The sequence below is a fragment of the Streptomyces sp. CNP082 genome, assembly GCF_059570535.1.
In genome coordinates, this window is sequence record NZ_JCANSZ010000007.1 from 256,153 (window position 1) to 281,353 (window position 25,201).

Genomic DNA, 25,201 nt, shown 5'->3' on the forward strand with positions numbered 1-25,201 from the left:
ATTCAGTGCAGCAACGTCTCGTACCACTCCTCCACTCGGCGGGCCACCCTCGGCCAGTCCAGTGTCTCGGCCGCCTGCCTGCCCAACGTGCCCATCTGCTCCCGCGTGGAGGGTTCGTCAAGCAGCTTGGCTACAGCCGCAGTCAGCCCCGCTGCCGAGCCCGACGCGAAGATGCGGTACGCCGCCGGGTTGGTGACGACCGGGTCGAGGGTGGCGTGGGAGGAGACGATGACCGGCGTGCCGAGGGCGAGTGCCTCCAACGCGGCGGTCGGCACGCCCTCTCCCTTCCCGGCGAGCCTGCGGGAGGCGAGCACGAAGAGCTGCGCCCGCCCGACGAGGTTGTAGACCTCTTCCTGCGGCAGCGCACCGGCCAGCGTCACCCCGGGGCCCGCCGCCGCCAGCCGCGCGAGCCGGTCGCGTTCGGGGCCGTCGCCCGCGATCACCAGCCGAAGTCCGGGGCGGTCGCGGCTCAGCCGGCGGAACGCCGTGATCAGAAGGGCGTGGTCCTTCATCGGATTGAGGGCGCCGACGCTGACGATCAGGCCGGGCTCGCGGGCGGACGCGGGGACGGACGGCGGCATGCGGGAGAGATCGAGTCCGCTGGACATGACGAGGATGCGCCGCGCCTCCACGCCCCGCGCCGTCAGGTCGGCGGCGGTTGCTCCCCCCAGCGCGACGAACCCGGCCGCGTACCCGAACGCGTGCCGGGCCAGCCGGCGGTGGCGTTCGCTGAGCGTCGCGTGGACGGTGACGAACAGAGGAACGCCCAGACGCCGGCACGCCGGTCCCAGCACGAGGAGTTCGACGTGGTCGCCGTGCAGGTGCACCAGGTCCAGGCCGCGCGGACCGCCCGCCACGGCTCGCAGGGCCCGGGCCGCCTCCGCCGCGGTGGCCAGCCTGTCGGACACCGTGGCCAGCACCCGGGACGTGGCAGTCGGCCGCAGCGGTATCCGAGCCGCGCCGTCCGGAACGCATGCCCCGTGCCGGAACGCCAGCGACACCTGGTGCCCGGCGGCGATCTGCTCACGCGTCAGGCGTTCGACGTGCCGCTCCATTCCACCGGGCTCGGGAGGGATCCGGTAGCTCACCCGCGTGATCCTCATACCGCCGCACTATCGCCTGTGACACGGGACAACGTGGCAGCTTCAGTGATTTTCACTCGAAAGTCTTGTTTAAGCGGTAAATAGCTATCTCCGCGGTAGTTGCGAAGGGACGTTTTGATGTGCGGAATCGCAGGTGCGGTCTCGGCCGAGGGCGTCGATCCGCTTCTCAGCCGCCGGATGTGCCGGGTCATCGATCACCGCGGCCCGGACGGGGAGGGCTTCCACGACGAGCCGCATGCCAGCTTGGGCATTCGCCGCTTGGCTGTCATCGACATCGCCACCGGTGACCAGCCTGTCTGCAACGAGGACGGCAGCGTCGTGGCGGTCTTCAACGGCGAGGTGTACAACTTCGCCGAGCTGCGGGCGGAACTCGAAGGCAGCGGCCACCGGTTCACCACCCGCACCGACTCCGAGTGCCTGGTCCACCTCTACGAGCGGTACGGCGAGAACCTGGTGCGCCACCTGCGCGGCATGTTCGCCTTCGCCGTCTGGGACAGCCGCCGGCGCCGCCTCGTGCTCGGCCGCGACCGGTTCGGCAAGAAGCCGCTGTACTACCGCACCACCGGCAAGGGCCTGCGGTTCGCCTCCGAGCTCAAGTCGCTCGCACAGGATGCCGAGATGTCCCGCCGACCGGACCTGCTGGCCCTCCACCACTACCTGACCTTCGGATACGTTCCCGCCCCCTGGTCGATCTGCCAGGGCGTCAGCAAGCTACCCCCCGGCCACGTACTGATCTGGCAGGACGGCACCGCGGTGCTGCGCCGCTACTGGCGGCTCGACTTCACTCCCCGGCGTGCGACGGACGAGCACGAGGAAGCCGACCGGCTGCGCGCGTTGCTGCTGGAGGCCACCCGCATGCGCATGGTCAGCGAACGCCCGCTCGGCGCCTTCCTGTCCGGCGGCATCGACTCATCCGCCGTGGTGGCCGCGATGGCGATGCTGTCGCCCGGTCGCGTCCAGACCTTCAGCATCGGGTTCGCGGAGCCCACCTTCGACGAGCGCGGTTACGCCCGCACGCTGGCCCGCCACTACCACACCGACCACCACGAGGTGGTCCTCACCCCCTCGGCGGGCGAACTCCTGCCCTCGCTCGCCTGGCACTTCGACGAGCCGTTCGCCGACTCCTCGGCGCTGCCCACCTTCTGCCTGGCCCGCATGAGCGGCAAACACGTCACCGTGGTGCTCACCGGGGACGGCGGCGACGAGATGTTCGGCGGGTACCGGCGCTACGCGCTGATGCGCCGGGCCGGCCGGCTGGCCCTCCCGCGTCCGGCGGGGACCTGCCTGGGCCGTCTCGGCGACGGCCTGGCGGCGCACAGCAGACCCCGGTCCCGGGCGCGCGACGTGGCCCGGGTGCTCCAGATGCTGGCCCACCCCGTCAACCGCCGCTACGGGCGCATCGTGTCGTGCTTCACCGCGGAGCAGAAGCGGGCGCTGTACACCGATGCCCTGCGCGACCAGATCGCCGTGGACAGCGAGGGACTGCTCGCCGAGGCGTGGCGTTCCTCCACGGCTACGGGCACCGTCGGGCGGCTGATGGAGGTGGACATCCACACCTACCTGCCCGGCGATCTGCTGACGAAGGTGGACCTCGCCACCATGGCCCACGGGCTGGAGGCCCGCTCGCCGCTGCTCGACCACCGCCTGGCGGAGTGGGCGGCGCCACTCCCCGACGAGCTGCGGGTGCGCGGCGGCCAGACCAAGTACCTGCTGCGCAAAGCGGTCGAGCCGTGGCTGCCGGCCCCCCTCCTGCACCGGCGCAAGGCCGGCTTCGGGGTGCCGCTGGCCGACTGGCTGCGCGGTGAACTGCGGGACTTCACCCACGACCTGCTCACGGATGCGACATCGGTGGCCAGGGGTCTGTTCCGCCCCCAAGCGGTGGGCGCGCTGCTGCGCGAGCACCAGGCAGGCCACGACCACGCCGACCGCATCTGGGCACTCACCCAGCTGGAACAGTGGCATCGCCACTTCGGCCCGGGCCAGGCCCTCCCGTCCAGCAGACCGCTGTGTCAGGGGTGAGCCGGAATGGTACGGGTCTGCGAGGTCATCAAGACGCTCGACGTGGGCGGCGCGGAGGTGCTGCTGGCCGAGCGGCTCCGCCTCGCCCCACAGGACGGCCTGTCGTACGCCGTGGTGTGCCTGCGCGCCCGCACCCGCGGGCTGACCGACCAACTGCGTAGCGCGGGCGTGCCGGTGGTCACCCTGTCCCCGGCGCGGCGTTCCGCCCCCTACCTGCGTCTGGCGTCGACGGTGCGACGGCTCCGGCCGCACGTGGTCAACATCCACTCACCTCTGCCGGCCGGCCTGCTGCGGCCCTGCGTCCGGCTGCTGCCGCACCGCCCCGGGCTGGTGTCGACCATGCACTGCGTCCACCTGCGGCGGCCCACCGCCCTCCTCAACCGGCTGACGATCGGTCTGGACGACATCACGGTGGCCGTCTCCCCACTCGTGGCGGGCGCCCCCACCACCCGGGGCGCCCGGCACCTCGTCAGCAGAGTGCACGGAGTCAATCTCGCCGAGCAGCGGCACTGGGCGCAACGGGCGGCAGCCACCCGCGCGGAATTCGGCGTGCCGGACGGGGCGTTCGCCGTGGTCTGCGTCGCCAACTTCACCTGGATCAAGAACCACTCACTGCTGGTGAGAGCCGCCGACCGGGTGGTGCGCCGGCGACCCGACACCGTGTTCCTCCTGGCCGGCGAGGGCGAACTGCGCACCGCGGTCGCCCGCGATATCGCGCGGCGCGGGCTGGGCGAGCGGGTCCGCATCCTCGGCCAGGTGGCGAATGCCAGACGGCTCGCGGCCTGTGCCGACCTGGTGGTCCTCAGCTCACACCACGAGGCTCTGCCCGTGGTGATCATGGAGGCGCTCGCCGCGGGCGTGCCGGCGGTGTGCACCGCCGTGGGCGGCGTGCCCGACCTGGTGCGCCACGGGCACAACGGCATGCTCACCGAGCCGGAGTCGGCCGAGGCCCTGGCCGCCGGGATTCTTGAGGCGATGAGCCCGGGCACCCACCGCAGGCTGCGGGCGGGGGCCCGTGAGGACGCCGCCGTGGTCGACATGGCCTCGACCGCCGTGTGGTTCGAGGACCTCTACAGGGAGTTGGCCGCCGGCCGCCCACGCGCGTCCCCACCCGTCCAGCCAGGAAACGGAGCCGGCAGATGCCCACCACCGTCCAGGGCATGATCAAGATGATCTGGAACCACCCCGCCAACCGCGGGCGCCGGGTCCGCGCCCTGGCCGCCATGACCGGATGGCAGGCGTACAAGCGGCTCGTCGGGCGGCCGTTCGACCTGAGCGTGTACGGCGGCATGCCGTTCCGCGCGTACCGGGACAGCTCCCAGGTGGGCCGGTTCCTCTACTTCGGCGGGCTGCCGGACTACGAGGAGATGACCTTCATGGCGCGCTTCCTCCGCCCGGGCGACGGCTTCATCGACGGTGGCGCCAACGAGGGCATGTTCACTCTGCTGGCGGCCAAGCTCGTGGGCCCCACCGGGGCGGTGCACGCCTTCGAGGCGGTCCCGGCCTACCTGGACCGCCTCCGGGACAACGTCCGGGCGAGCCAACTGGACTGGGTCACCGTCCACGACGTGGCGATCGGCGCGGAGCCGGGCCGGGTGCCGTTCGTACTGAACGGCGTCGGCTCCCGCATCCGGAGCGAGGCCGACGAGGCCACCGGGCCGGAGGTGAGCGTCCGGCGCCTCGACGACGTGCTGCCCGAGCGGCCGTTCGCCATGGGAAAGCTCGACGTGGAGGGCGCCGAGCACCAGGCCCTCCTCGGCGCCACCCGGCTGATGGCGCGTGGGCAGCCGGCGGTGTGGATGGTCGAGTTCGTGGACCGGTTCCTCGGCCGCTACGGATCCTCCCGCGCGCGGCTCCTCGGATGGCTCGACGGCCAGGGCTACGACCTGGCGCTCTACGACCCGGACCGCAACGAGCTGACGCCGGCATCCCGCGCGCCCGCTCAAGGACCCGATGTGCTGGCCGTCTCGCGGCACCGCATGGACTGGGTGCGGGACCGACTCCAGGTGGGGGCAAGGCAATGAAAGGAACATAGTGATGAGCACGACAAGCCCCGCGCGTCGCATCGAACGCGCGGTCGTCACCGGCGCCGCCGGCTTCATCGGATCCCACTTGGTGGATGCCCTGCTGCGGCGGGGGGTCACCGTCCTCGGCATCGACCGGCGCTCCCCCCAGACCAACGACGCGGCGGCGCAGAACCTCCGCGACGCACTCGGTGAGCCCGCCTTCCGGCTGGCCTCGGGCGACCTGGTCACCGACGAGCTGAAGCGGTGGCTGGAGGGCGCGGACGCCGTCTTCCACCTCGCTGGCCTTCCCGGTGTCCGGCCGTCGTGGGGAGACGCCTTCCGCGAATACCTGGCCTGCAACGTGCTGGCCACACAGCGGCTGATGGAATCCGCCCAGTCGCTCGGCGTACCCCGTCTGGTCCTCGCCTCCTCCTCCAGCGTCTACGGCGACACGGCCGGTACCGGCCCGCTGCGCGAGGACGGCGTCACGGCCCCGAATTCGCCGTACGGCGTCACCAAGCTTGCCGCGGAGCGGCTCGCGCTCGCTTACGCGCTGGCGCCGGGGAGCCCGACCAGCGTGGTCGCGCTGCGCTACTTCACCGTCTACGGTCCCCGGCAGCGGCCGGACATGGCCATCGGGCGCATGCTCAGCGCGGTGCTCACAGGGCAGCCGCTGGTGCTGTACGGGGACGGGCGACAGCGCCGGGACTTCACCTTCGTCACCGACGCCGTCGAGGCGACCATCGCCGCCGGCGTCGCGCCCGCCACCGCCGAAGCGGTCAATGTCGGCGGCGGAGACAGTGTGACGGTGCGCCAGGTGCTGCGGCACGTCGCCGATATCACCGGAAAGGAGGTCCCGGTGACGGCCGACGAGGAGCAGGCGGGTGACGTGCGCACCACCGCCGCCGACCTCTCCAAGGCCCGCACGCTCCTCGCCTACCGGCCCTCGGTAACCCTGCGAGAGGGCGTCGAGCGCCAGTGGGCCTGGCTGTCCTCCCGGACCGGGTAGACGAGGCGGGACCGGTCGCGGCAGGGCCCCGCCCGCTGACCCGGCCGGCCCGCGCGGTGTCCGGCCCTCACAGCAGGTCGTGGAGCATCGCGGCGACGCGCTGAGGGGAGAACTCGCCCTCCGCTCGGGCCCGCAGCCGCCGTCCCAGTGCCCGCCGCTCCGCCGGGGCGGCGGACACCACGGCGCACACGTGGCCCACGAGCACGTCGAGGTCGCCGACCGGCGCCACGTACGGGTAGCCGGCGCCGACGACGTCGGCGGATCCGCCCGCGTCAGTCGTCACCACGGGGGTGGCGGAGGCCATGGCCTCCAGCAGCACGCGCGGAAAACCCTCCTCGTAGCTGGGCATGACCACGCAGTCGGCCGCCGCGTACAACTCGGGCAGGTCCCGATTGGGCACGGCGCCCAGCAGCGACATCCGCCCCCCAAGCGCGGGGTCGGCGGCCTGCCGCGCCAGCCGGGCACGCTCGGGCCCGTCCCCGGCCACGACGAGGCGGACACGGACCCCGGTTGCGGATCCGGCCGCAGACGCGTCCGCCTGGTCCTCGACGGCCGAGCTGACGGCGGCGAGCAGCGGGGCCAGGAGCCGGACGCCCTTCCGGTACGACAGCCGGTGGACGAAGAGCAGGACGAACTCGTCCTCGCCCCACCCCAGCCGGGCGCGGGCCCTCGCCCGTTCCCCCTCGTCCAGCGGCGCGAACCGCTTCGCGTCCACGTCGTTGTACAGCAGCCTCATCCGGTGACGCGGCACCCCCCAGAGTCCGGCCATGAGGGGGACCATCGTCTCCGGACCGGTCACCAGGCAGTGCACCAGTCGTGCGGTCACCCGGTTGACGGCGTCGTGGGCCCGGTCCCCGAGGGTCTTGCGCTGCTCCGGCCCTCGCACGTCGGGCAGGCCGCTGCGCCACAGCAGGATGCGATGGCGGTAGAGCGGGCGGGTGAGAATGAGGACGACCACGAACAGGGTGGAGTAGCGCAGGAAGTACGTGCGATAGCCCGCGCGGGCGCAGCGGTGGATCGTGAGAGCCGTGCCCAGCGCCCGGCCGAGCCGGCCCCGGCCGGGGACGCGCAGCAGCAGGCGCACCCCGGGCAGCCGGGCGGGGGGTGCGCCCCGTTCGACGGCTGCCACGACGTCGATCCGCTCGCCGAGCGCGGCGAGCAGCGCCGGGATGTGCGCGAAGTGCTCGGACTCGGTCTCGGACAGGTGGGGCACGACGTAGACCAGCCGGGGACGCGCCCCCTGCGGAGCCCTCGCCATCCGTCCCATCGGCCTAGCCGACCGGCTGTGGGTTCTCGGCAAGCGGCTGCGGCGCCGCGGCCAGGCGCACCGCACCGCTGATCTTCCTGGAGTCGAAGAGGAATGCGGGGCGTTGGCTCTTGGCCGCGCAGAAGTCGATGAACGCCCTGCTGCAGTTCACGTCGTCGCTCGCGAGCACCCCGCCCGGGGTCATCCGGGGCCACGCCTCGCCGTACTCGAACAACTGCGGCAGGTACATGTGGTCGCTGTCGTGGAAGAACAGGTCGATCTCCCCGATGCGTGCGAGCGCCCGTCTCAGTGAGGTCTCGGGTGTCGCGGCGCCCAGGATGTTCAGCCGCCACCGGGGGTCGTGGGCTACCAGACGGCCGGCGGTGGCGTGGACGTCGAAGCTGTGCAGCACGCCTGCCCCGTTGCGTTCCAGAGCGGCGAGCAGCAGCCAGGAGGAGCGGCCGTCGGCGACCCCGGTCTCCACGACGCATCGCGGCCGAAGCAGCCTGCCGAGACCGTAGAGCGCGGCGCTGGTCTCGGCCTCGACGCCGTGGGTCCTCGGGTAGTACAGCTCCGTTTCGGCGTAGCGGGCAGCCAGTTGCCCGGCGACCTCCCCGTACTCGCCGAGCACCTCGGCAACCTGGCTCGGCTGCCATCCCAGGCTCTCCAGGAACGCGCCCGCCGACGTGGCCATCCGGCCGCCGGAGCGGGTGAAGTCCGCGATGCCCGGCGGGGTGCACCGGCGGATGCCCGCCCCCAGCGCGCGCATCGCCAGATGCCCGCTCAGTACCGAGGTGACCGGCCTCACGCCCGCCTGCCTGACCCATCGGCGGAGCATCGCCGCCCGCCTCGCGGTGTTATTGCTCATGTTCGGGTGTTTCCCTCCGTGTCAGTCTGAAGTGGACGGCGCAGCGGCCACGGAATGGAAGAGAGTGGCCAGCATGGCGATGTTGGTCTCGAAGCCGTACGTCGCGAGGGCGCGGTGACGCACGGCTTCCAGTTGCCCGGCGCTGTAGGGAGATCCGAGAACGCGGCGCACGCCCGCCGCGATGTCCGCCGGCTCGGGGTCGACCAGGGTCACGCTCTCCCAGCCCTCGGTGGCCGCCGGGATGCCGCCGACCGAGGTGGCGATGACGGGAACGCCGGAGGCCGCGGCCTCCATCAGCGTGCGCGGCATCCCCTCGTCCCGCGAGGAGATGACGAAGAGGTCCGCGCCGGCCATCTCCTCGCGCACCTCCGCCACGTCCCGCGCGCCGAGGAACGCCACATGGCCGCTGAGCCCCAGGTGGTGGGCCTGCTGCGCGAGGGGGGCCCGGAGCGGCCCGTCCCCCACGATGTGCAGCCGCAGGCCGGGCAGGGTCGCGACGAGCTGGGCGACGGCTGCGAGCAGCAGGTCGTACCCCTTCGATTGGTGCAGCCGGCCCACCGCCAACAGCCGGGGAGCGGAGGGATCTGCCAGCGGTGGCCGGGCGCGCGGCAGGAGTTGCTCCCAGTCGGGAAGCAGCCGGGAGGGGATCAGGACGGAAGAGATGCCGCGTCGCCGCAGCGCGTCGGCGATCGGCCGGGCGACGACGCGGCGGGCGCTGCTGCGCTGGGCGAACACCACGACGGCCCGGCGCAGCACCGCCCGGCGCCGGCGTCCCAGCGAAGCGACGGGCAGTCCGAGGTAGTCGCCATGCACGTCCATCAGCCAGGGACGCCTGACGCGGCGCGAGACCAGCCACGCGGCAAGCCACCCCCACGGCTCGGCGCCGTTGAGCACCACGACCTCTCCCTGACGGGCGGCGGCGCGCGCGAGCCGCGTGCCGGTCATGACCGCCCAGACCACCCATGCCAGCGAGCGCACGCCTGGCCGGCGCTTCCGCCTGACGACGTGCAACGATTCGCGCCGCATATCCAGCGGCGGACCCGCCCAGACGCAGTGCGCCCGGCCGAGCTGCTTGCCCAGCGCCTCCCAGGTGCTGAAGTCCTTGGAGACGGTGACATTCGGCTGCCGGGCGGCAGAGAACGTCACGACGGTGAGCCTGCGCGGGGGATGCTGGGCGGTCATGGGCGGCTGAGCCTGTAGTGGGACAGCAGCGGGGGCAGCTCGGGCGGTTGCAGCCGAGCCCAGGCGTCGACCGCCGAGAGGCAGGGGACGAACGGCGCCTCGCCCTGGTCGTACGCGGGGTGGTCGAAGTCGAAGAATCTCACGGTGATGCCCTGCTCGGTGAAGGCCGCCACGTCCAGGTACTCGCGTCCGGAGGGGCCCGAGAGGTACTCGTCGGCGCCCACCTCCCGGCACAGGTTGACCAGCAATTCGCTTCGGGTCCCCGGCATCCGGAGCGCGGAGGCGCGCACGCGGGGCACCGTGACACCGAACTGGCCGAGCAGCCAGCCGGCGAGGCCGAGGTTGAGGTCGGCCAGGCGGCCGGCGACAGGTGCCGCGTCGAGCAGCTCCAGCACAGGGCCGATGCGCCTCGCCCCCGGGGTGACGGCGAGCGCCTGCGTCAGCCGTCCCCGGTAGCGCCGCCGCCAGTGCGGCACCTCGGAGATCCGCACCTCGTGGATGGGGGTGCCGAGGGGTGCTGACACGGGAACGGTCAGCCAGGTGGGACGCCCGTCCAGCAAGACCCGGTTGCGGTTCTGGACGTAGTTCTTCCGGTACGGGACCGAGTCGAGCACGATCCACAGATCACAGGCGGCCACCTTGGCGAGGAGGCCGAGCCATGGCAGGTGCTCGGGCTGGTGGATGGTGACCCTCACGATGCTTCTCCCGTCACATCAGGGCTTCCATGCGGGAGATCTCGAATGCCTCGCCGTACCGGGCGCCCATCTCGTAGCCCCGGTAGCGGGAGCGGGCCTCGACGCCCTCGATCCACTTCTCCCCGCCGTACTTCTCGTACTCCGACCGGTGCTGGCGCAAGGCCTGGAGCTTCAGCTCGACGGTGTCGTCGATATTGACGTACAGCTGGGGTCGGAAGCCGACGTAGCTACGCCCGGCGGGCGTGATCGGCTCGTACATGACGATGGAGTTGGAGTACCTGCCGGCGGCGATGGTGGCGAGCGATGTGTTGGCGTGGGACCGGTGCGTGTCGAACGGCCAGTGGGTGAAGACCAGGGTGGGTCTGAAGTCGTCGACCACCTCGTTGATGGCCTCCACCACGGTCGAGTGGTTCTCCACGTCCTTGGCCGGGAACTCCAGGATGTCCAGCCGCTTCACGCCCAGCGTCGCGGCGGCCTCTTTCCCCTCCGCCACCGCCACGCCGGCCTCGCGGCAGCGGCTTCCGTCGTACGCGGTGTAGGCGGAGGTGCTCATCACCAGGAAACGCACCAGCGCCCCGGCCTGGACCAGGCGGGCGGCGGTGCCCGCCGCCGCGAGCTCGATGTCGTCGAGGTGGGCCCCTACGAAGAGGCTCCGCTCGAATGCCGGGTTGCCGCAGAGCATCGTGGCGTCTCCTCACCGTTCTGCCGACGTCCTCGCGGCACGGGCCAGGCCCGGGCGCGCCAGCGCGGCCTTCCCGGCCGGTGTGGTGCCGGTAACACGGAATCCCGCGCGTTCGTAGAGCGAGAGCGCCGGTGTGTTGCGGGGGTCGCAGACGACGGTCACGGTCGCGGGGAACTCGGCGAGGAAACGGTCGAGCATCTGGGAAGCGGTGCCGGTGCCCCAGTGGCCCGGGTCGGTGGCCAACCGGTGGATGTGCGCCCCGTGCTGCTGCCGGGAGGCGATGAGGAACCCGACCGGCCTGCCCCGAACCACGGCGACGAGGCTCAGCTCTCGCTTTCCGGGCAGCGCGCGGGTGAAGTTCTCCGCCCGCCAGGGCTCGTCGTCGTAATGACTGCTGGCGTGGTGGGCCCGTCGTTCCACCTCGACGAGCGCGGGAATGAGATGGTCCGCCACGTGCTCCAGCCGCAGCGGCTCCCGCCGTGGGGGCGCCGCGGCTGAATCTGCCCTGCCGTCCATACGGACTCCCGGAGTTGAATCGTCACCCTCTGTGATCAGAGTGGCACGGCATAGAGCCATATGGGGGATGATGCGGCAGATTCACCCGAAAGGAGTATGTGATCCGCTTGCGGACCCTTCCGTGCACGCTTCACGGCAGACTGAGTGCGGCCGTCGTCGGATGCGCAGGCGGAGGAACCGTGCGACCTCGTGTGATGCGGAGCCCGTCCCGGGATGCCGTCCTGCCGCTGGCCGGCGCGGCGGCTGGCCTGCTCCTGCTCACGTACGGCCTCGCCGCGCACGGCGATCTGGTCTCCGGTCTGCTGGCGTCGCCGGAGTCCAAGACAGCCCAGGCCGGGGGTGACGCGGGGTGGGGGGTGGTGTCCCCCCCGGTCGGGGCGGTCGCGGTCGCCGCCGCTCTGCTGCTGCCGCCCGGCGTGCTGCTGGCGGCGGCCGTCGTGACGGTCCACGGGCTGGGCACCACCGCCCTCATCTCCCCGGTGGTGGGGCCGCTGCTTCTCAGCGACCTGTTGCTGCTGATGTATCTGGTGCGCGTGGGGGCGCTGCCACGCCAGGAGGGTGAGGGAGCGGCGCGCCGGCTCGTCGGCCCGTCCCTGGCGCTCTTCCTGGCCTGGTCCCTCCTGGCCACGGCCATCGCCGGGGCGTCGGCGACGCCCCTGTTGCGGCTCGCTGTCTACGCAGCGGCGTTCATGGCAATGTCGCGTCGCGGTGCCATTGAGCGGCGGGTGGTCTACGGCGTGATCCTCTGCTACGCCCTGGTCAACCTCGCCGGCGGCGTGCTTCAGGGTCAGACCCGGCTGGTAGGCCTGGACATCGGCGATCCGGCGCAGACCGGAATGCTGCTGCTGGCCGCGCTGTGTCCCCTGCTCAGCGGCGAACTCCGTGTCACCGGCCGCTGGGTGGTCGCCGCGGCGCTGCTGGGCGGGATCCTGCTGACGCAGACCCGCGGCGTGTGGTTCGCCGCTGTCGTCATGCTCGTCGTCTGGCGGATGCCGAGGCGGTCGCCGGTCCGGCTCGTCGCCGTCCTCCTGGGCATGGCGGTGCTGGGGTTCGAGATCGTCGACTCGGTGTCCCAGCGTTTCGGACTCAACGGGGACAGCGTCGGATACCGGGTACACAGCATCGTCAACGGGATTCGCGACGGCATGGCCAACCCCGTCTTCGGGAGCGGCTGGGGGGAGGTCTCGTCCATGGATTACCTCAGGGAGCACCTGTCGGACACCCCCGAGGAGGTCCTGCCCTACAACCTGTTCATCAGCGTCTTCGCCTTCACAGGAGTCCCGGGCCTGCTGCTGCTGACGCTGTTCTTGGCTGCGCTGCTGGGCTCACTGCGCGCCACCCGCAGCGACGCCTCCCTGCTGTTCACGGTTGCCGTGCTCGCCATGTCTCTCTCCGAGATGACGTTCTTCGCCGGTTCCATGATGACGCTGCTGTTCTTCGTCTACGCCGGCCTGGCTTTCGGCCAGGAGGACGACGCGCCGTGCGGTGGCGGGCCGCTCAAGGAGAGGAATCCCCCGTCGACCCGTCGCGGCTCGGCTCCGCCGGACCACGCGGCGGGGGCATCGCCCTGACGAGAGACCGCAGAGCCGCGAACCAGCCGGCGGTGCTCAAGACCACCAGGCACAGCGAGCCCCAGGCGAAGGCGGCGGTCACGTCCGCGGCGCCGGACCAGCTCCGGACCGCGACGACCAGCACACCCAGCAGACCCAGGCCCTCAGCCGTCACGAACGCCAGCCGGACACCGGGTCGGCCCAGTGCCGACGGCAGCACCTTCCCCCACACGACCGTGCCCCGCAGCGCGGCCGCGGCCAGCAGCACCACGGCGGGCGTGGCCAAGGCCGCGTACGCCGGGCCGTAGACGAGACCGAGCACCGGACCGGACAGCGGAACCGCGACCACCACGCCGGCTCCGCCCACGGCGGACGTCACCGCGCTGGAGCGGAGCGCGTCACGCATCACCGCCGCGCGGCGCCCGCCGGCGTGTGCCCGCGCCAGGCGCGGATAAAGCTGCGCGGAAACGGGGTTGACGACGCTGGCGAGGAGGCGGCCGGGCGCGGCGACGACCTTGAGGTACGTCACGAGGGTGGGCCCGCCGAGCAGCCCGGCCAGGAGCGAGATGCCGTTCTCGGCGGCCACGGCCACCGACGCGGTCACCGAACTCTTCATCACGAAGGGGACCAGGCCCGCGGGCAGCCGGGCGTCGTCCCCTTCATCGCCTCCCCTGCCGGCTCTCCCACCGGCTCCGCCGCGCGGAACCCCAGAGGCCCGGCGCATGTGGCGGCAGGCATCGGCGGTGAGCAGCACCGTGGCCGCCAGGCCCGAGACCGCGCCTGCCGCCAGATAGCCGGCCGGCCCGGCGGTCAGCAGAGCCAGCAGCGTCACCCCGCACCCGGCCAGGGCCAGCACCACGCGTATCCGGCCGAGCCGGGACAGCCGGTCGGCGAGGGCGTAGCCGGCCGACGCACTGCCCGAGGGGGTGGCCGTGCCCGCGGCCACCACCGCCAGCACCAGGAACGTGCCCAACTGGTCGGGAAGCCGTCCGCAGGCGGCGGCGGCGATCACGACCGCCACGCCGACGACCGTGGCCGCCGCGCCCGTCGCGACGTCTACACGCAGCAACCGGTGGTAGAGCCGGGTACCCCGGCCAGGGTCGCCCCGTTGCGCGGCGGGCACGAAGTGCTGCATGGCGTCCTCCATGCGCGGGTCCCACACCAGAAACCAGACCGTGGCCAAGGACTGCGCGAAGAACACCTGTCCCGCCTCCGCCGGACCGGCGACCCGGACCAGCACGGCGATGGTGGCGAACGACAGCACGGACTCGGCCTGGCCGGCGGCGCTGAGCGAGGCGAATGCGGCGAGGTGGGGCCGGCGTGGCAGCCACGTGCGCGGGATGCCGGCGACTCGCGCCCGCGTGGGACGTACCGGAGCGGTGCCCGAGGATCCGCCGGGCACGTCCTACAGCACCTCGACGTGCTCACCGCGGCGGCACCTGTTGCGGGTGTCGAACACATACGCCCCGGCCCGCTCGACGAGCGCGTAGTCGAAGGCGTCGTGGTCGGTCGCGACCACCACCACGTCGGCCGCGCGGAGTTCGGCCTCGGTCAGCTCGACGCGGCTGATGTCCTGAGGCAGCAGCGCGGGGTCTGTGTGCGGTTCCACGGCGACCACCCGGGCGCCGAGCCCGACCAGGGACCGTGCCAGCACGAGGGCCGGCGACTCGCGGATGTCGCCGGTGTTCTTCTTGTAGGCCAGGCCCAGTTGCAGGACGCGGGAGCCGTTGACCGGCTTGCCGCGCGCGTTCAGTCCCCGGCTGATCCGCGCCACGACGTGGTCGGGCATGGCGCCGTTGATCTCGTTTGCCAGCTGGACAGTCCTGACGTCCTGTCGCAGCAGGCGCCTGACCTGCCAGGACAGATAGCAAGGGTCGATCGGCAGGCAGTGCCCACCCACGCCGGGGCCGGGGCGGAAGGGCATGAATCCGAACGGCTTGGTCGCGGCGGCCTCGATGGCCTCCCAGATGTCGGCATCCAGCGATCTGGAGACCATGGCCAGCTCGTTGACCAGTGCGATGTTGACGTGCCGGAAGGTGTTCTCCAGCAGCTTGCACAGCTCGGCGGTGCGGCAGGAGCCCACCGGCACGGTGCGCTCCACGAGGCGGCTGTAGAAGCGCTCGATGCTGCGCAGCGAGGCGGCATCGATACCGGCGACCACCTTGGGGGTGTTCTCCAGGCGCCAGCGGGAGTTGCCGGGGTCGATCCGTTCAGGGCTGTAGCCGAGGTGGAAGTCGGGCCCGGCCTGCAGGCCGCTGCCGTCCTCCAGCCGCCGCCGCAGCAGGCACTCCGTGGTGCCCGGGTAGGTGGTCGACTCCAGGATCACGGTGGCGCCCGGCGTGATGTGGGGCGCCAGGTTCAGGCCCGCACGCTCGACGTGGCGCAAGTCGGGGACGCCATCGCGCAGCGGCGTCGGCACGCTGATCGTGCATATATCGAAGCCGGCAGCCTTGTCGTGGTCGGTCGTCGGCTGGTAGCGGCCGGTGGCGACCGCGGCTGCCAACCGGGCATCGCTGACATCTTCGACGTACGAATCACCGGACTCCAGGTGCTTGACCCGCAGCGCGTCGGTGTCGAGCCCGATGACGGTGAATCCGCATTCCACGGCGCGTACGGCCAGGGGAAGTCCGACATATCCCTGACCGACGACCACCAGCTTCTGCCGCCTGCCCTGCCTGTCGCTATACACAACAACCCGCCCTCCGAAAATAATACAATGCCACCAATCTCCACCTGTTTTCCTGCGGGTTGTATGCGCGCGAGACGACCCAACTACTCGACAGGGAACCGAGGTTCACTCTTACTAAGTAACCGGGTGCATTTCCGAAAATACCCGGGGGTCATCTCTCCACCAGATGTGACAATTGGGTGACTCGACAATTCCTCAAGAGGGCGGAGTGGCGGCTCTATGAGTTACTGCACGACGTACCTGGTCACGGGCGGGGCCGGCTTCATCGGCTCTCAACTCGTCGATGGCCTGCTGGCGAGGGGCAGGCGGGTGGTGGTACTCGACAACCTCTCCACCGGGCGCGCGGAGAACCTTGCGGCGGCCATGGAACACGGCGGATTCCGGTTCGTTCGTGGCTCCGTGCTCGATGCCCCGCTGGTGGACACGTTGACACAAGAATGTGACGCCGTGGTGCACCTTGCCGCGGCCGTCGGGGTCAAGCTGATCATCGAACAGCCGCTGACGTCGTTCGTCACGAACATCCGAGGCACCGAGACAGTCATCGATGCGGCGCATCGCCACGGCCGCGGGGTTCTGGTGGCGAGCACGTCGGAGGTCTACGGCAAGAACTCACACGGCGCGCTCGACGAGATGGCCGATCGCATCCTTGGCAGCCCGTCGGTCGCCCGGTGGTCGTACAGCACCGCGAAGGCCGTGGACGAGGTACTCGCCAACCTCTACCACCGTGAACGGGGTCTGAAGACCACCATCGTCCGGTTCTTCAACGTCGTCGGCCCCCGGCAGAGCCCGGCCTACGGCATGGTCGTCCCGCGCTTCGCCCGCCAGGCGGTGGCCGGTGCCCCCCTGACCGTCCACGGCACCGGCCGGCAGCGGCGCTGCTTCCTGCACGTTGCCGACGCGGTGGCGGCGCTGCTGCTCCTGCTGGACAACCCGGCGGCGGACGGGGAGACGTTCAACATCGGGGGTGAGGAGGAAATCCCCGTCGGCGAGCTCGCCGAACGGGTGATCGCCCAGGCCGGGAGCGCGTCAGCGGTGCGACAACTCCCCTACGGCGAGGCGTACGGGCCGGGCTTCGAGGATATGGAACGCAGACTGCCGGACACCACGAAGCTGCGCGAGCTGACCGGATGGCGGCCCCGGCACTCCCTGGACGAGGTGATTGGGGCCGCCCTCGCCGAGGCACGAGAGCAGCAGGACAGCACCGAACCGGCGGATGCGCCGGGTGTACCCGGCCCGCGAAGTTCGGCCGCTCCCACGGCCCCGGTCGCGGAGGGCGGAAGATGAGCGCCTCGCTCGCCGCGGCGGCCGCCGGCGCCGCCCTGTTGGGCGTGGTGCTGATGACCGAGCCGCTGCGGCGCCTCGCTCTCCGCCACCATCTGACCGACCGGCCCGGCATCCGGAAAGCGCACACCGCGCCGACGCCGTACCTCGGCGGGGTCGCGGTCGCTGCGGCCACGCTCACCATCGGTGCCGGCACCGCGCTCGCCCGCGACCTGCTCGACCCGTCACTGGGGGTCCTCCTCGGCGCCGCCGCGGCCGTGGCCGTGCTCGGCCTCGTCGACGACGTGCGTCCGCTCAGCCCCGGGCTGCGGCTGTGCGTCGAAATACTGGCGGCGGCGGCGGTGGTGGCGGCGGGTGGCAGTCCCGAGCTCACCGGCTGGGGCGGGATCGACGCGGCCCTGGCCGTGGCGTGGATCGTTTTCACCACCAATGCCGTCAACCTGCTGGACAACACGGACGGCGCAGCCGCGTCGCTGTGCGCGATCAGCGGCGGATTCCTCTGCGGGGCCGCGCTGTCCGGGGGCGAAGAGGGGCTCGTGATGGTGACCTCCGCCCTGGCCGGAGCGTGCCTGGGATTCCTCGGTCACAACTGGCATCCGGCGCGGATATTCCTCGGTGACGCGGGCTCCCTCTTCCTCGGCTTCACCCTGTCCTCGGCCGCTGCCGTGCTCCACGCCGGCGGCGACGGCCCTACCGGGTTCCACGGCGTGTGGCTGGCCACCCTGATCGCCACCGCGGACACCGCCCTTGTCATGCTCTCGCGCCGCATGGCGGGACAACCGCTGCTACGGGGCGGCACCGACCACGCAGCCCACCGGCTGCGCCGCGTGGGACTGACGGTGCCGCGGGCCGTGCTGCTCCTGTGCGGGGTCGCGACGCTCGGCTGTCTCACCGCGCTGGTGCTGACCGGCGCGCCGCCGGGCATCGCGCTCAGCGGCGCCGCCATGGCCGCCGCCACCATCGTCGGCGTGCTGATCACGCTTCCAGCGGTGGGCCCGCTGGCTCCCGGCCGGGCGGACCGTCGGGTGCCGGGGCAGCGCCCGCGCCGGCCGCTCCGTAGCCTGCGTCCGAGGCTCTCGGACCAGGCACGTACCCGGGGAGCTTGCGGAACCACCGCACCGTCTCCGCCAGGCCCGCTTCCAAAGGCTCGGGAGTGACGTCGGGGAACAGCCGCCGCAGCAGGCCGTCGGCCGCCTGGGAGTCGCGAACGTCGCCCGCACGGGCCGCCTCGTACCGGGTCTCCCGGGGCGGCGACCCGACGACGACGGTGAGCTGTTCGACGAGTTGACGGAGCGACACCTGACTGCCGAAGGCGAGGTTCACCGGCCCAGGGCAGCTCACCGATCGTTCCACCGCGTCCGCCAGAACACGGGCGACGGTGCCGACGTAGGTGAAGTCCCGCGTCTGCAGGCCATCACCGAAGATGGTCACCGGCCGCCCGCGCAGCATGGCGTCGATGAACGCCGGGACGACGGCGGCGTAGGCGTGTTGCGCGGGCTGCAGCGGGCCGTAGACGTTGAAGAAGCGAAGCACGAGCACCGGCAGACCGTACGCCGCCCCGTAGGCGAGTGTGTACGCCTCGGTGGCGACCTTGCTGGCGGCGTACGGGCTGAGCGGGAGCGTGGGCAGCGCCTCGTGCTTGGGCAGCTCCGCGGAGTCCCCGTAAACGGACGAGGACGAGGCGGCGACGACGTGCACGCCGCGGCGGCGGCACGCCTCCAGCACCCGCACCGTGCCCGTGGCGTTGGCCTCGTGGCTGGCGAGGGGATCGGCCAGGGAGCGGGGCACGGAGGGGCGGGCGGCCAGGTGGACGACCGCGTCCGCCGACGAGATCACGTCGTCGAGCAGGCGCGCATCCAGGACGCTGCCCTCGACGAACTCGGCGGCGACCCCGTCCAGGTTCGCCGCCGGGCCGGTGCTGAGGTCGTCCAGAACGGTGACGTGATGGTCGTTCCGGCCTGCGGTGAGCCGGCGGCAGAGGTTCGCTCCGATGAATCCTGCTCCGCCGGTGACAACAACGTTCACGTGCGTTCACCCTCTTCTTCTGCTGCGGTCGTGTCTGCCGCGGCGCCGTTCGCCACGGACGGCGGCCACCATCCGTGCGCCACGGCGATCTCGGCGTACAGGCGGTCGGTGTCGGCGATGAGGCGTTCCGCTCCGAACCGGCGCACGGTCCAGGCGCGGGCCCGCCGGCCCATGTCGCGGCGGAGCCCGGGGTCCTCGAGGAGCCGCACGGTATGACGGGCGAGTTCCGCGACGTCCGGCGCGGCCAGCAGCCCGGTTTCGCCGCTCCGCACCACCTCGGCCACACTGCCTACGTCGGTGGCGACCACGGCGACGCCGGCCTGGCCCGCCTCGATGAGGCTGACGGGCATGCCCTCGTTGTCGGAGGTGAGCAGCACCAGGTCCGCCGCCGCGTACACCGTCTCGACGTCCGCGCGCCACCCCAGCGGCTGGAGCAGGTCCTCCGTGCCGGCCTGGCCGGCCAGCGCGTCGGCGAGGTCGCCCTCGCCGCACACCACGAACCGGGCGGCTGGTACGGCCCGCCGCACCTCGCGGGCAACGGCCACGAACCGGTCGGGCCGCTTGATCCGTGTCACACGGCCGACATACGCCACGACAGGGCTGTCCGGCGGCACGCCGAGTTGCCTCCGGGCGTCCGCACGCGACGGGGGCGTGGGCAGTGCGGTCCCCGGCGGCACGACCGCGTACTGCTCCGGCCGTCCGATCCCGGCGGCGATCAGGTCGTCCCGCACCCGCACACCGACGGCCACCAGCCGGTCGGTGTGCCGGGCCAGCCGCCGCTCCACGTGGACGACCATGCCGGTGACGCGGGGCGAGAAGTATCCGTGCAGCAGGTGGCCGTGATATGTGTGCACGCGAGCGGGCACCCGCGCCAGGACTGCGGCGACGCGGCCCAGGGCGCCTGCCTTCGCGGTGTGCGTGTGGACGATGTGCGGCCGGAACCGGCGCATCGCGGCGGTGAGTTCCCGCACCGCACGCAGATCGTCGCCGGGCCGGACCGCCCGGCCCAGCGCGGCCACTCGCCAGACCGGCACGTCGGGGGCGCGGCTGTCGATATGGTCGGCCTCGCCGGGGCCGACCGATCCGGCGAACAACCGCTGCTCGAAGCGAGCCGGGTCGAGACCACGCAGCATGGCGGTGACCTGGACGGCCGGACCACCGACGTTCATGCGGGCGATGACCCGCATCACGCGAAGACGACCAGCATCCGATTGTGGTGCTGCCGTGGCACTCAGCATGTTCCCAGGTAAGCGCACCAAAGCATAGAATCACGCATTCTTCCTTGATATATCCTTCTTATTGATGAATTGGCATACTGGTGCCATGTCAGAACCATTCCGCACCAGCGTCCTCATGGTGTGCACCGGCAACCTGTACCGCTCACCGCTTGCGGCGGGGCTGCTCAGACAGCGGCTGGCCGATCCCGGCCGGGTGCCCATCGGAGTGACCAGCGCGGGCACGGCGGCGGATCCCGGCACGCCGGTGCCACCGGCGGTGACGGCGATCCTCCAGTCCCGGGGCGGAGACCTCGCGGAGCCGGTCGCACGGCGGTTGACCACCGAGCTGGTCGAGCATGCTGACCTGGTGCTGGGCGCCGCTGTTGAGCATCGCGAGGCCGCGGTGCGACTTGCCCCGGCGCGTGCACTACGCCGGGCCTTCACGCTGGGGGAGTTCGTCCTGCTGCTGCGAGAGGAGGACGCGGCGGGGATCGTGGACCCGGCCGCCCGGCTCAGGGCGCTTGTCCGGGCCGCAGCCGCCCGGCGTGGAAGCGTCCGCGGGACGGGCGCCGTACAGGACGTGGCGGACCCCGTCGGTTCGGACGGGTCGGTGTTGCGGGCGTGTGCGGCGCGGATCGAGGAGTCGGTGGAGCGGATCGCCCGTGCCGTGCTGAGCGGTGCAGGCGACGGTGACCGGCGGCCGTCCGGTCACTCGCAGCCCGGATAGGGGTCCACCGTGACCGGCATCGGGGTGACCAGTGGCTGACGCAGCAGCACCGGCGTCCGGTCACCCTCCTCGCCCACTGGCTCCACCAGGTGGAGCGTGAGGACCCGGGTGGACTGTGCGGGCAGTTCGGCATCCATGGTGAGGACCGGGTGGCCGCGTTCGACCCCCTTGTGCACGGTGATCGGGCGGCCGTCCAGCTCGCCCCCGGTGAGAAACGCGCCCGAGGAGGCGTAGTAGGACACGAGCAACCGGTTGTCACCTGGCTGGGTGGGGTAGTGGGGGTCGTCGCCGCGCTGGGTGACGTAGGCAGGGAGTCCTGACCCCGGGGCGTTGTTGCTCAGGGTGATTTTCACGGTGACGGTACGGCCCAGGGCGGAGCAGCGTCCGGGCGTCCAGCGCAGCCGTCTCTCCAGGTAGTAGTCGAGTTTGCCGCCGGCGGCGTTGTTGACGACGAGACCCGCGAATGGTCCGGGGTCCTCCGGCAGGATCCCGCTCACGGTCCTGGTCTCCAGGCGCCGTTGTTCGTCCCGGAGCGCGCTCCACACCTTCAGGCGCTCCTCCCCGAGCACGTCGGCCCCCGCTTCGAGCAGTGAGGGCATGCGCTCACCGTCGTCGAGAGCACCGGTCAGGGCCGCGGCGGCGGTGCGCGCCACGTCGAGGAGGAAGGTCTGGCGCTCCGTGTCGTCCTGGAAGCGGTCGTAAGCGGTCCGCAGGACTAGATCGCGTGCGGTGCCGCCGGTGAGCACTGTGCCGTCCGGCAGCCGGGCCGGGCCCGTCGCCTCAAGCAGGCGCCCGAGGCCGGTGGGGTCGAGCGCGATGACGCCGTCCACCCGCTGGCCGCTGTGCTTCTGCCACGTGGCCGCCCAGATGCGCGCGGCGTTGGGGAAGTGCGGGCTGAGGTTGGAGTTCGCCCACACCCGGGTGGGAGCGGCGGCAGCGTACTGGGCCTCGAATTCGGCACCGAGCTCGATGTCGGGTCGGCTGTCCGACAGTTCGGAGCCCGTGCCGAAGTGCTCGAAACGCAAGACGCCGTGGTCGGCCGTGAACACGGCGAAGGCCCCCGCCATTCCGCCGGTGCCCCGGGATTCGGCGGTGTTCTGGAAGACCACGAAATACCTGCGCGCACCGTCGTCGCCCAGCATGGGGGGAAGGAGGCGGGCCGCCAGGGCGGCGTCGTCGGTCGCGGTGGCGAGGCGATCGACCTGGCGGACCAACTCGTCACGCGCATCGGCGGTGGGCAGCCAGGTACGGCGCGGCAGCGCCTCCACCGCTGCCCGCACCTCCTCGGTTGCCTGCGCCGCCCGTTCCAGGTCCCCGGCTGCGTGCCGAAGCCTGGACGACAGGGCGCCAAGGCCGCCGCCGTGGCGGTTCTCGCCGTCCACATCGGAGGCGAGCCGCACCAGCGGGGGCAGCACGTCCCGCGTCAGCCGGTCGGCCGCGTACGCCGCACCACGAACCGTCTCGGCGGGACCGCCGAGGACCGGCAGGGCGTCGGCGAGGAACCAGGCCGGCCCCGAGGTGAGAGCGCGCGCCTGCGTGGCGTGTCCGGCTGCGGCGCTCAAAGCCGTCCGGGACTCGTCAGGGTTGGCGAAGGCCGACTGTCGCGCCGTCTCCAGTTCGCGCTGCGCGGCGAGGAGTTCGCTGCGGGCCAGCAGCCCGGTGACCACGAGCCAGCCGGCGCCGACCAGCAGCAGACCGGCACAGCCCAGCAGCAGATGCCGGGCCCGGAACCGCCAGCGGTCCCGGGCCCGGCGTCGCGGCGACAGCCGGCTTCGCCAGGGGCGGGGCCTGCCGGTCAACCCCCTGAGGCGCAAGAGCAGGCGCGTCAGTCGACGTGCGGCCATCGCGTCGCCAAGCCGGCGGTCACCGGTTCCCGTTCCTCAGGCGCCGGGCTCCCAGCCACGCTCCGCCACCGAGCGCGACCAAGGCCGCGGCGCCACCCACGTGGCGCGGCCCGATGTTGGCGTCGGCCTTCGCCGGCTCCTGCTCTTCCTGCTCACTTGACTCCCCGGCAGGAGGAAACACGCGCGGGAAGACCAACAGGAGCGCCGACGCCGTGAGGTCGGGGTTCTGCCCCTTGAGCTGAAGTTCATGGAAGCCCACGCCGGTCGACCTGGGAATCGTGACGCTTCCGGACACCCTGCCGAGCGCGTCGGCCTGGAAGGTGCCCAGCGGAGCGCTCGGCCGGTCCCTCAGCACGGCGACCACCTGCTGGTTGGGGTTGAAGCCCTGCGCCGTGAACTGCACCGGGTCACCAGCGACTACGAAGAAGGGGTTGACACTGAGGCTCGGCGGGGTAGGCGGCGGGTAGGTCTGCGCATGCGCGACCTCCGCACCCGTCAGCGGTGCCGTGAAGAGAACGGCAACCACTGCGAGGGCCATGAGGGCGGTGCGCCATACGGATCGTCTGAGCATCTTTCAACGCTCCTAGAGCTGTTCGAAACTGGCGGCGCCCCCCGGCAGTCTTCGATCAGACATCCATCCCCTGTCCTTCCGAAACGCCCTCCTAACGGCTTAGCGAGTTGAATCACCCGAAAGGGTTAATGGGGAGCCACCCCCCTTATAGAAGACATAAGGCATGTGCTCAACTTCCTTCCGAGTAGCGCCCGCGCGTACCGGAGGCGATGGGGGACGAATCCTGTGAACCTGCTTGATCACGTGCCGACCCTGCTCCGCCGATGGCGTGCCATCGTGGTGTTGGGAACGCTGGGCGCGGTGCTCGGGACGCTCGCCACCTCCGCCGCCGTTCCCCAATACCGGGCCACCAGCACCCTCTTCGTGTCGCTCCAGACCACCGAGGACACGGTCACGCTGAACGAAGGCAACAGTTTCGCCCAGGCGCGCGTCCGTTCCTACGCGAAGGCGGTGTCGAGCCCACAGGTGACAGAGCCGGTCGTGGAGGCGCTGGACCTCGACATGACGCCCGCACAACTGGGGGACGTCATCAGCACCGAGGTACCACTCGACACGGTGCTCCTCAGGATCAGCGTCACCGACTCCAAGCCGTCGCGCACCGCCCGGATCAGCAATGCGGTCGCCGACCGGTTCACCGAGGTCATCCCCGAGATCGAACGGCCAGTGGGGTCCAAGTCGTCACCGGTGCGGCTGAGCATCATCGAGCCCGCTGCCGTGCCCACGGCTCCCACCTCCCCCAGCCTTACGCTCAATCTGTCGCTGGGGCTGGTGGGAGGGCTGGCTCTCGGCGTCGGCTTCGCCGTCGCGCGGGAGTCACGCGACTCGTCGGTGCGCAGCCGCCGTGACCTGACCGACTCTCTCAGCGCAGCCCTGCCCGAAGGCGGCGTGCCCCCGGTGCTTGGCAGCATCCCGTATGACGCACGGGCCTCGGAGCATCCCCTCGCCAGCCAGGAGAACGCCTTCGGCCTCCGTGCAGAGGCATTCCGGCGGCTGCGCACCACCCTGCGATTCCTGGACGTGGACCGGACGCCAAAGATCATCGCAGTTTCCAGTGCACTACCCGGCGAGGGGAAAAGCAGCGTCGCGGTCAACCTCGCGGCGGCGCTCTCCGAACTCGGCGCCTCCGTGTGCCTCGTCGATGCCGACCTGCGACGCCCCTGCCTGGCGCGCAGGCTCGGCCTGGTCCAGGACGCAGGGCTCACCACCGTGATGATCGGCCAGGCGACCACGAGCGAAGTGCTGCAGCCCACGGATTCCTTCTCCGTCCTGACAAGCGGAGTAATCCCCCCCAACCCAGCGGAGATGCTGGCTTCCGCCCAGTACCGGGCGGTGCTGAGCGACCTTGCTGAGAGCTTCGATCACGTGGTGGTGGATACCCCGCCGGTGCTCCCGCTGTCCGACGTTCCCGCGATGGCACCGGCGCTGGACGGCTACCTGCTGGTGGTCCGCTACGGGCGGACACGTCGCGGTCAGCTCGCCGACGCCGTCCGCGCACTCCGATGCACCCCCACCGACGTGCTCGGCAGTATCCTCAACATGGCGCCTGCGAAGGGCGAAAGCGATTACTACGGCTACGGATACGCCGCCCCACGGAGAGAGCAGCGACGCCTCCCCATCCCCCTCCGACTCTTGGGCAGACTGCGGCAGCGCCGCTCGGCGGACGGCGCGGTTGGCGCCTAGGTTCTGTTTCTCGGATCTGCTGACAGGGCCTTGTGGGCTGGTCCAGGCTGTGGGAGTGGCTGGACGAGGGTCTTTGACGAACGCGGAGTGGGAGCGGCTGGAGCCGCTCCTGCCTCGTGGCGGGAACCGTGGTGGCCGCTGGAGCGATCATCGCAAGGTGATCGATGGCGTCCTGTTCCGTGTCCGGACGGGAGTTCAGTGGCGTGACCTGCCGGATCGCTTCGGGCCGTGGCAGACGGTGTACAAGCGGCACCGGCGCTGGTCGGCCGACGGCACCTGGGAGCGTCTGCT

22 protein-coding genes and 1 pseudogene are annotated in these 25,201 nt (G+C 71.6%); 10 read left to right on the forward strand and 13 right to left on the reverse strand.

Features of this window, described 5'->3' with window-relative positions:
* Positions 1–2 precede the first annotated feature (2 nt).
* Positions 3–1,103: a glycosyltransferase family 4 protein gene (locus tag B124_RS09430; protein WP_496502249.1), complete on the reverse strand. Its 1,101-nt coding sequence runs from the start codon at positions 1,101–1,103 to the stop codon at positions 3–5.
* Between the two features lie 117 nt (positions 1,104–1,220).
* On the opposite strand from B124_RS09430, the gene asnB reads away from it, so the two are divergent.
* Genes asnB through B124_RS09450 form a run of 4 tightly spaced genes read left to right on the forward strand, consistent with a single transcriptional unit; the run spans position 1,221 to position 6,137 of the window.
* On the forward strand, positions 1,221–3,122 hold the full coding sequence (asnB, locus tag B124_RS09435) for an asparagine synthase (glutamine-hydrolyzing) (RefSeq protein ID WP_496502250.1): 1,902 nt from the start codon (positions 1,221–1,223) through the stop codon (positions 3,120–3,122).
* A 6-nt stretch (positions 3,123–3,128) separates the two neighbouring features.
* Complete coding sequence (locus B124_RS09440) at positions 3,129–4,286, forward strand: glycosyltransferase (protein WP_496502251.1); 1,158 nt, start codon at positions 3,129–3,131, stop codon at positions 4,284–4,286.
* Positions 4,262–5,146 (forward strand): FkbM family methyltransferase, encoded by an 885-nt coding sequence (locus B124_RS09445; protein WP_496502252.1) that lies wholly within the window; start codon positions 4,262–4,264, stop codon positions 5,144–5,146. Before B124_RS09440 ends, B124_RS09445 begins: the two co-directional genes overlap by 25 nt.
* 13 nt (positions 5,147–5,159) lie before the next feature.
* Positions 5,160–6,137, forward strand: coding sequence for an NAD-dependent epimerase/dehydratase family protein (locus B124_RS09450; protein ID WP_496502253.1), 978 nt, complete (start codon positions 5,160–5,162; stop codon positions 6,135–6,137).
* Between the two features lie 67 nt (positions 6,138–6,204).
* Here the strand turns inward: B124_RS09450 and B124_RS09455 are convergent, their stop codons facing one another.
* Genes B124_RS09455 through B124_RS09480 form a run of 6 tightly spaced genes read right to left on the reverse strand, consistent with a single transcriptional unit; the run spans position 6,205 to position 11,326 of the window.
* On the reverse strand, positions 6,205–7,404 hold the full coding sequence (locus tag B124_RS09455; RefSeq protein ID WP_496502254.1) for a glycosyltransferase family 4 protein: 1,200 nt from the start codon (positions 7,402–7,404) through the stop codon (positions 6,205–6,207).
* 4 nt (positions 7,405–7,408) lie between these two features.
* Positions 7,409–8,251, reverse strand: a complete 843-nt coding sequence (locus tag B124_RS09460) for a class I SAM-dependent methyltransferase (protein WP_496502255.1) — start codon at positions 8,249–8,251, stop codon at positions 7,409–7,411.
* Between the two features lie 21 nt (positions 8,252–8,272).
* Positions 8,273–9,397, reverse strand: a complete 1,125-nt coding sequence (locus B124_RS09465) for a glycosyltransferase (RefSeq protein WP_496502256.1) — start codon at positions 9,395–9,397, stop codon at positions 8,273–8,275.
* A 32-nt stretch (positions 9,398–9,429) separates the two neighbouring features.
* Positions 9,430–10,128, reverse strand: coding sequence for a WbqC family protein (locus B124_RS09470; protein WP_496502257.1), 699 nt, complete (start codon positions 10,126–10,128; stop codon positions 9,430–9,432).
* A 13-nt stretch (positions 10,129–10,141) separates the two neighbouring features.
* Positions 10,142–10,810: a PIG-L deacetylase family protein gene (locus B124_RS09475; protein WP_496502258.1), complete on the reverse strand. Its 669-nt coding sequence runs from the start codon at positions 10,808–10,810 to the stop codon at positions 10,142–10,144.
* 12 nt (positions 10,811–10,822) lie between these two features.
* The gene (locus tag B124_RS09480) at positions 10,823–11,326 is read right to left on the reverse strand and encodes a GNAT family N-acetyltransferase (RefSeq protein WP_496502259.1); all 504 of its coding nucleotides are present in this window, start codon (positions 11,324–11,326) and stop codon (positions 10,823–10,825) included.
* 179 nt (positions 11,327–11,505) lie between these two features.
* Between B124_RS09480 and B124_RS09485 the strand changes: the two genes are divergently transcribed.
* On the forward strand, positions 11,506–12,897 hold the full coding sequence (locus tag B124_RS09485; protein ID WP_496502260.1) for an O-antigen ligase family protein: 1,392 nt from the start codon (positions 11,506–11,508) through the stop codon (positions 12,895–12,897).
* Here B124_RS09485 and B124_RS09490 read toward each other — a convergent pair.
* Complete coding sequence (locus B124_RS09490; protein ID WP_496502261.1) at positions 12,824–14,278, reverse strand: polysaccharide biosynthesis protein; 1,455 nt, start codon at positions 14,276–14,278, stop codon at positions 12,824–12,826. The genes B124_RS09485 and B124_RS09490 overlap by 74 nt on opposite strands.
* A 3-nt stretch (positions 14,279–14,281) precedes the next feature.
* Entirely contained in the window at positions 14,282–15,565 is a 1,284-nt protein-coding gene (locus tag B124_RS09495; RefSeq protein ID WP_496502262.1) for a nucleotide sugar dehydrogenase, read from the reverse strand.
* Between the two features lie 219 nt (positions 15,566–15,784).
* On the opposite strand from B124_RS09495, the gene B124_RS09500 reads away from it, so the two are divergent.
* Together B124_RS09500 and B124_RS09505 are read left to right on the forward strand one after the other, a co-directional pair.
* A complete protein-coding gene (locus tag B124_RS09500) occupies positions 15,785–16,849 on the forward strand; it encodes an NAD-dependent epimerase/dehydratase family protein (protein ID WP_496502263.1) in 1,065 nt (354 codons plus the stop codon).
* A gap of 53 nt (positions 16,850–16,902) precedes the next feature.
* A pseudogene (locus B124_RS09505) lies at positions 16,903–17,499 on the forward strand (glycosyltransferase family 4 protein); the annotation flags it as partial.
* A 322-nt stretch (positions 17,500–17,821) separates the two neighbouring features.
* Here the strand turns inward: B124_RS09505 and B124_RS09510 are convergent.
* Together B124_RS09510 and B124_RS09515 are read right to left on the reverse strand one after the other, a co-directional pair.
* Positions 17,822–18,871: an NAD-dependent epimerase/dehydratase family protein gene (locus tag B124_RS09510; protein ID WP_496502264.1), complete on the reverse strand. Its 1,050-nt coding sequence runs from the start codon at positions 18,869–18,871 to the stop codon at positions 17,822–17,824.
* Positions 18,868–20,058: a glycosyltransferase gene (locus B124_RS09515; protein ID WP_496502265.1), complete on the reverse strand. Its 1,191-nt coding sequence runs from the start codon at positions 20,056–20,058 to the stop codon at positions 18,868–18,870. The genes B124_RS09510 and B124_RS09515 overlap by 4 nt, the downstream gene beginning before the upstream one ends.
* 136 nt (positions 20,059–20,194) lie before the next feature.
* Between B124_RS09515 and B124_RS09520 the strand changes: the two genes are divergently transcribed.
* Positions 20,195–20,815 carry an arsenate reductase/protein-tyrosine-phosphatase family protein gene (locus B124_RS09520; RefSeq protein ID WP_496502266.1) on the forward strand — a complete coding sequence of 207 codons (621 nt, stop codon included), beginning with the start codon at positions 20,195–20,197 and terminating at the stop codon, positions 20,813–20,815.
* On the opposite strand, the gene B124_RS09525 is transcribed toward B124_RS09520, so the two are convergent.
* Both B124_RS09525 and B124_RS09530 read right to left on the reverse strand, forming a co-directional pair.
* Positions 20,797–22,614, reverse strand: coding sequence for a DUF4012 domain-containing protein (locus B124_RS09525; protein ID WP_496502267.1), 1,818 nt, complete (start codon positions 22,612–22,614; stop codon positions 20,797–20,799). The genes B124_RS09520 and B124_RS09525 overlap by 19 nt on opposite strands.
* Before the next feature lie 64 nt (positions 22,615–22,678).
* The gene (locus B124_RS09530; protein WP_496502268.1) at positions 22,679–23,230 is read right to left on the reverse strand and encodes a hypothetical protein; all 552 of its coding nucleotides are present in this window, start codon (positions 23,228–23,230) and stop codon (positions 22,679–22,681) included.
* 225 nt (positions 23,231–23,455) lie between these two features.
* Here B124_RS09530 and B124_RS09535 point away from each other — a divergent pair, with 225 nt between their 5' ends.
* Positions 23,456–24,910 (forward strand): tyrosine-protein kinase domain-containing protein, encoded by a 1,455-nt coding sequence (locus B124_RS09535; RefSeq protein WP_496502269.1) that lies wholly within the window; start codon positions 23,456–23,458, stop codon positions 24,908–24,910.
* Positions 24,911–24,965: 55 nt separating this feature from the next.
* Positions 24,966–25,201: transposase (locus tag B124_RS09540; RefSeq protein ID WP_496502270.1), on the forward strand; the 236-nt coding region annotated here is incomplete at its 3' end.

Coding starts and splice junctions, on each gene's coding strand:
- asnB (WP_496502250.1), top strand. CDS start 1,221: ATGTGCGGAATCGCAGGTGCGGTCTCGGCCGAGGGCGTCGATCCGCTT.
- B124_RS09480 (WP_496502259.1), bottom strand. CDS start 11,326: ATGGACGGCAGGGCAGATTCAGCCGCGGCGCCCCCACGGCGGGAGCCG.
- B124_RS09515 (WP_496502265.1), bottom strand. CDS start 20,058: ATGCGGGTCATCGCCCGCATGAACGTCGGTGGTCCGGCCGTCCAGGTC.
- B124_RS09500 (WP_496502263.1), top strand. CDS start 15,785: ATGAGTTACTGCACGACGTACCTGGTCACGGGCGGGGCCGGCTTCATC.
- B124_RS09520 (WP_496502266.1), top strand. CDS start 20,195: ATGTCAGAACCATTCCGCACCAGCGTCCTCATGGTGTGCACCGGCAAC.
- B124_RS09460 (WP_496502255.1), bottom strand. CDS start 8,251: ATGAGCAATAACACCGCGAGGCGGGCGGCGATGCTCCGCCGATGGGTC.
- B124_RS09455 (WP_496502254.1), bottom strand. CDS start 7,404: ATGGGACGGATGGCGAGGGCTCCGCAGGGGGCGCGTCCCCGGCTGGTC.
- B124_RS09530 (WP_496502268.1), bottom strand. CDS start 23,230: ATGCTCAGACGATCCGTATGGCGCACCGCCCTCATGGCCCTCGCAGTG.
- B124_RS09440 (WP_496502251.1), top strand. CDS start 3,129: ATGGTACGGGTCTGCGAGGTCATCAAGACGCTCGACGTGGGCGGCGCG.
- B124_RS09430 (WP_496502249.1), bottom strand. CDS start 1,103: ATGAGGATCACGCGGGTGAGCTACCGGATCCCTCCCGAGCCCGGTGGA.
- B124_RS09450 (WP_496502253.1), top strand. CDS start 5,160: ATGAGCACGACAAGCCCCGCGCGTCGCATCGAACGCGCGGTCGTCACC.
- B124_RS09475 (WP_496502258.1), bottom strand. CDS start 10,810: ATGCTCTGCGGCAACCCGGCATTCGAGCGGAGCCTCTTCGTAGGGGCC.
- B124_RS09445 (WP_496502252.1), top strand. CDS start 4,262: ATGCCCACCACCGTCCAGGGCATGATCAAGATGATCTGGAACCACCCC.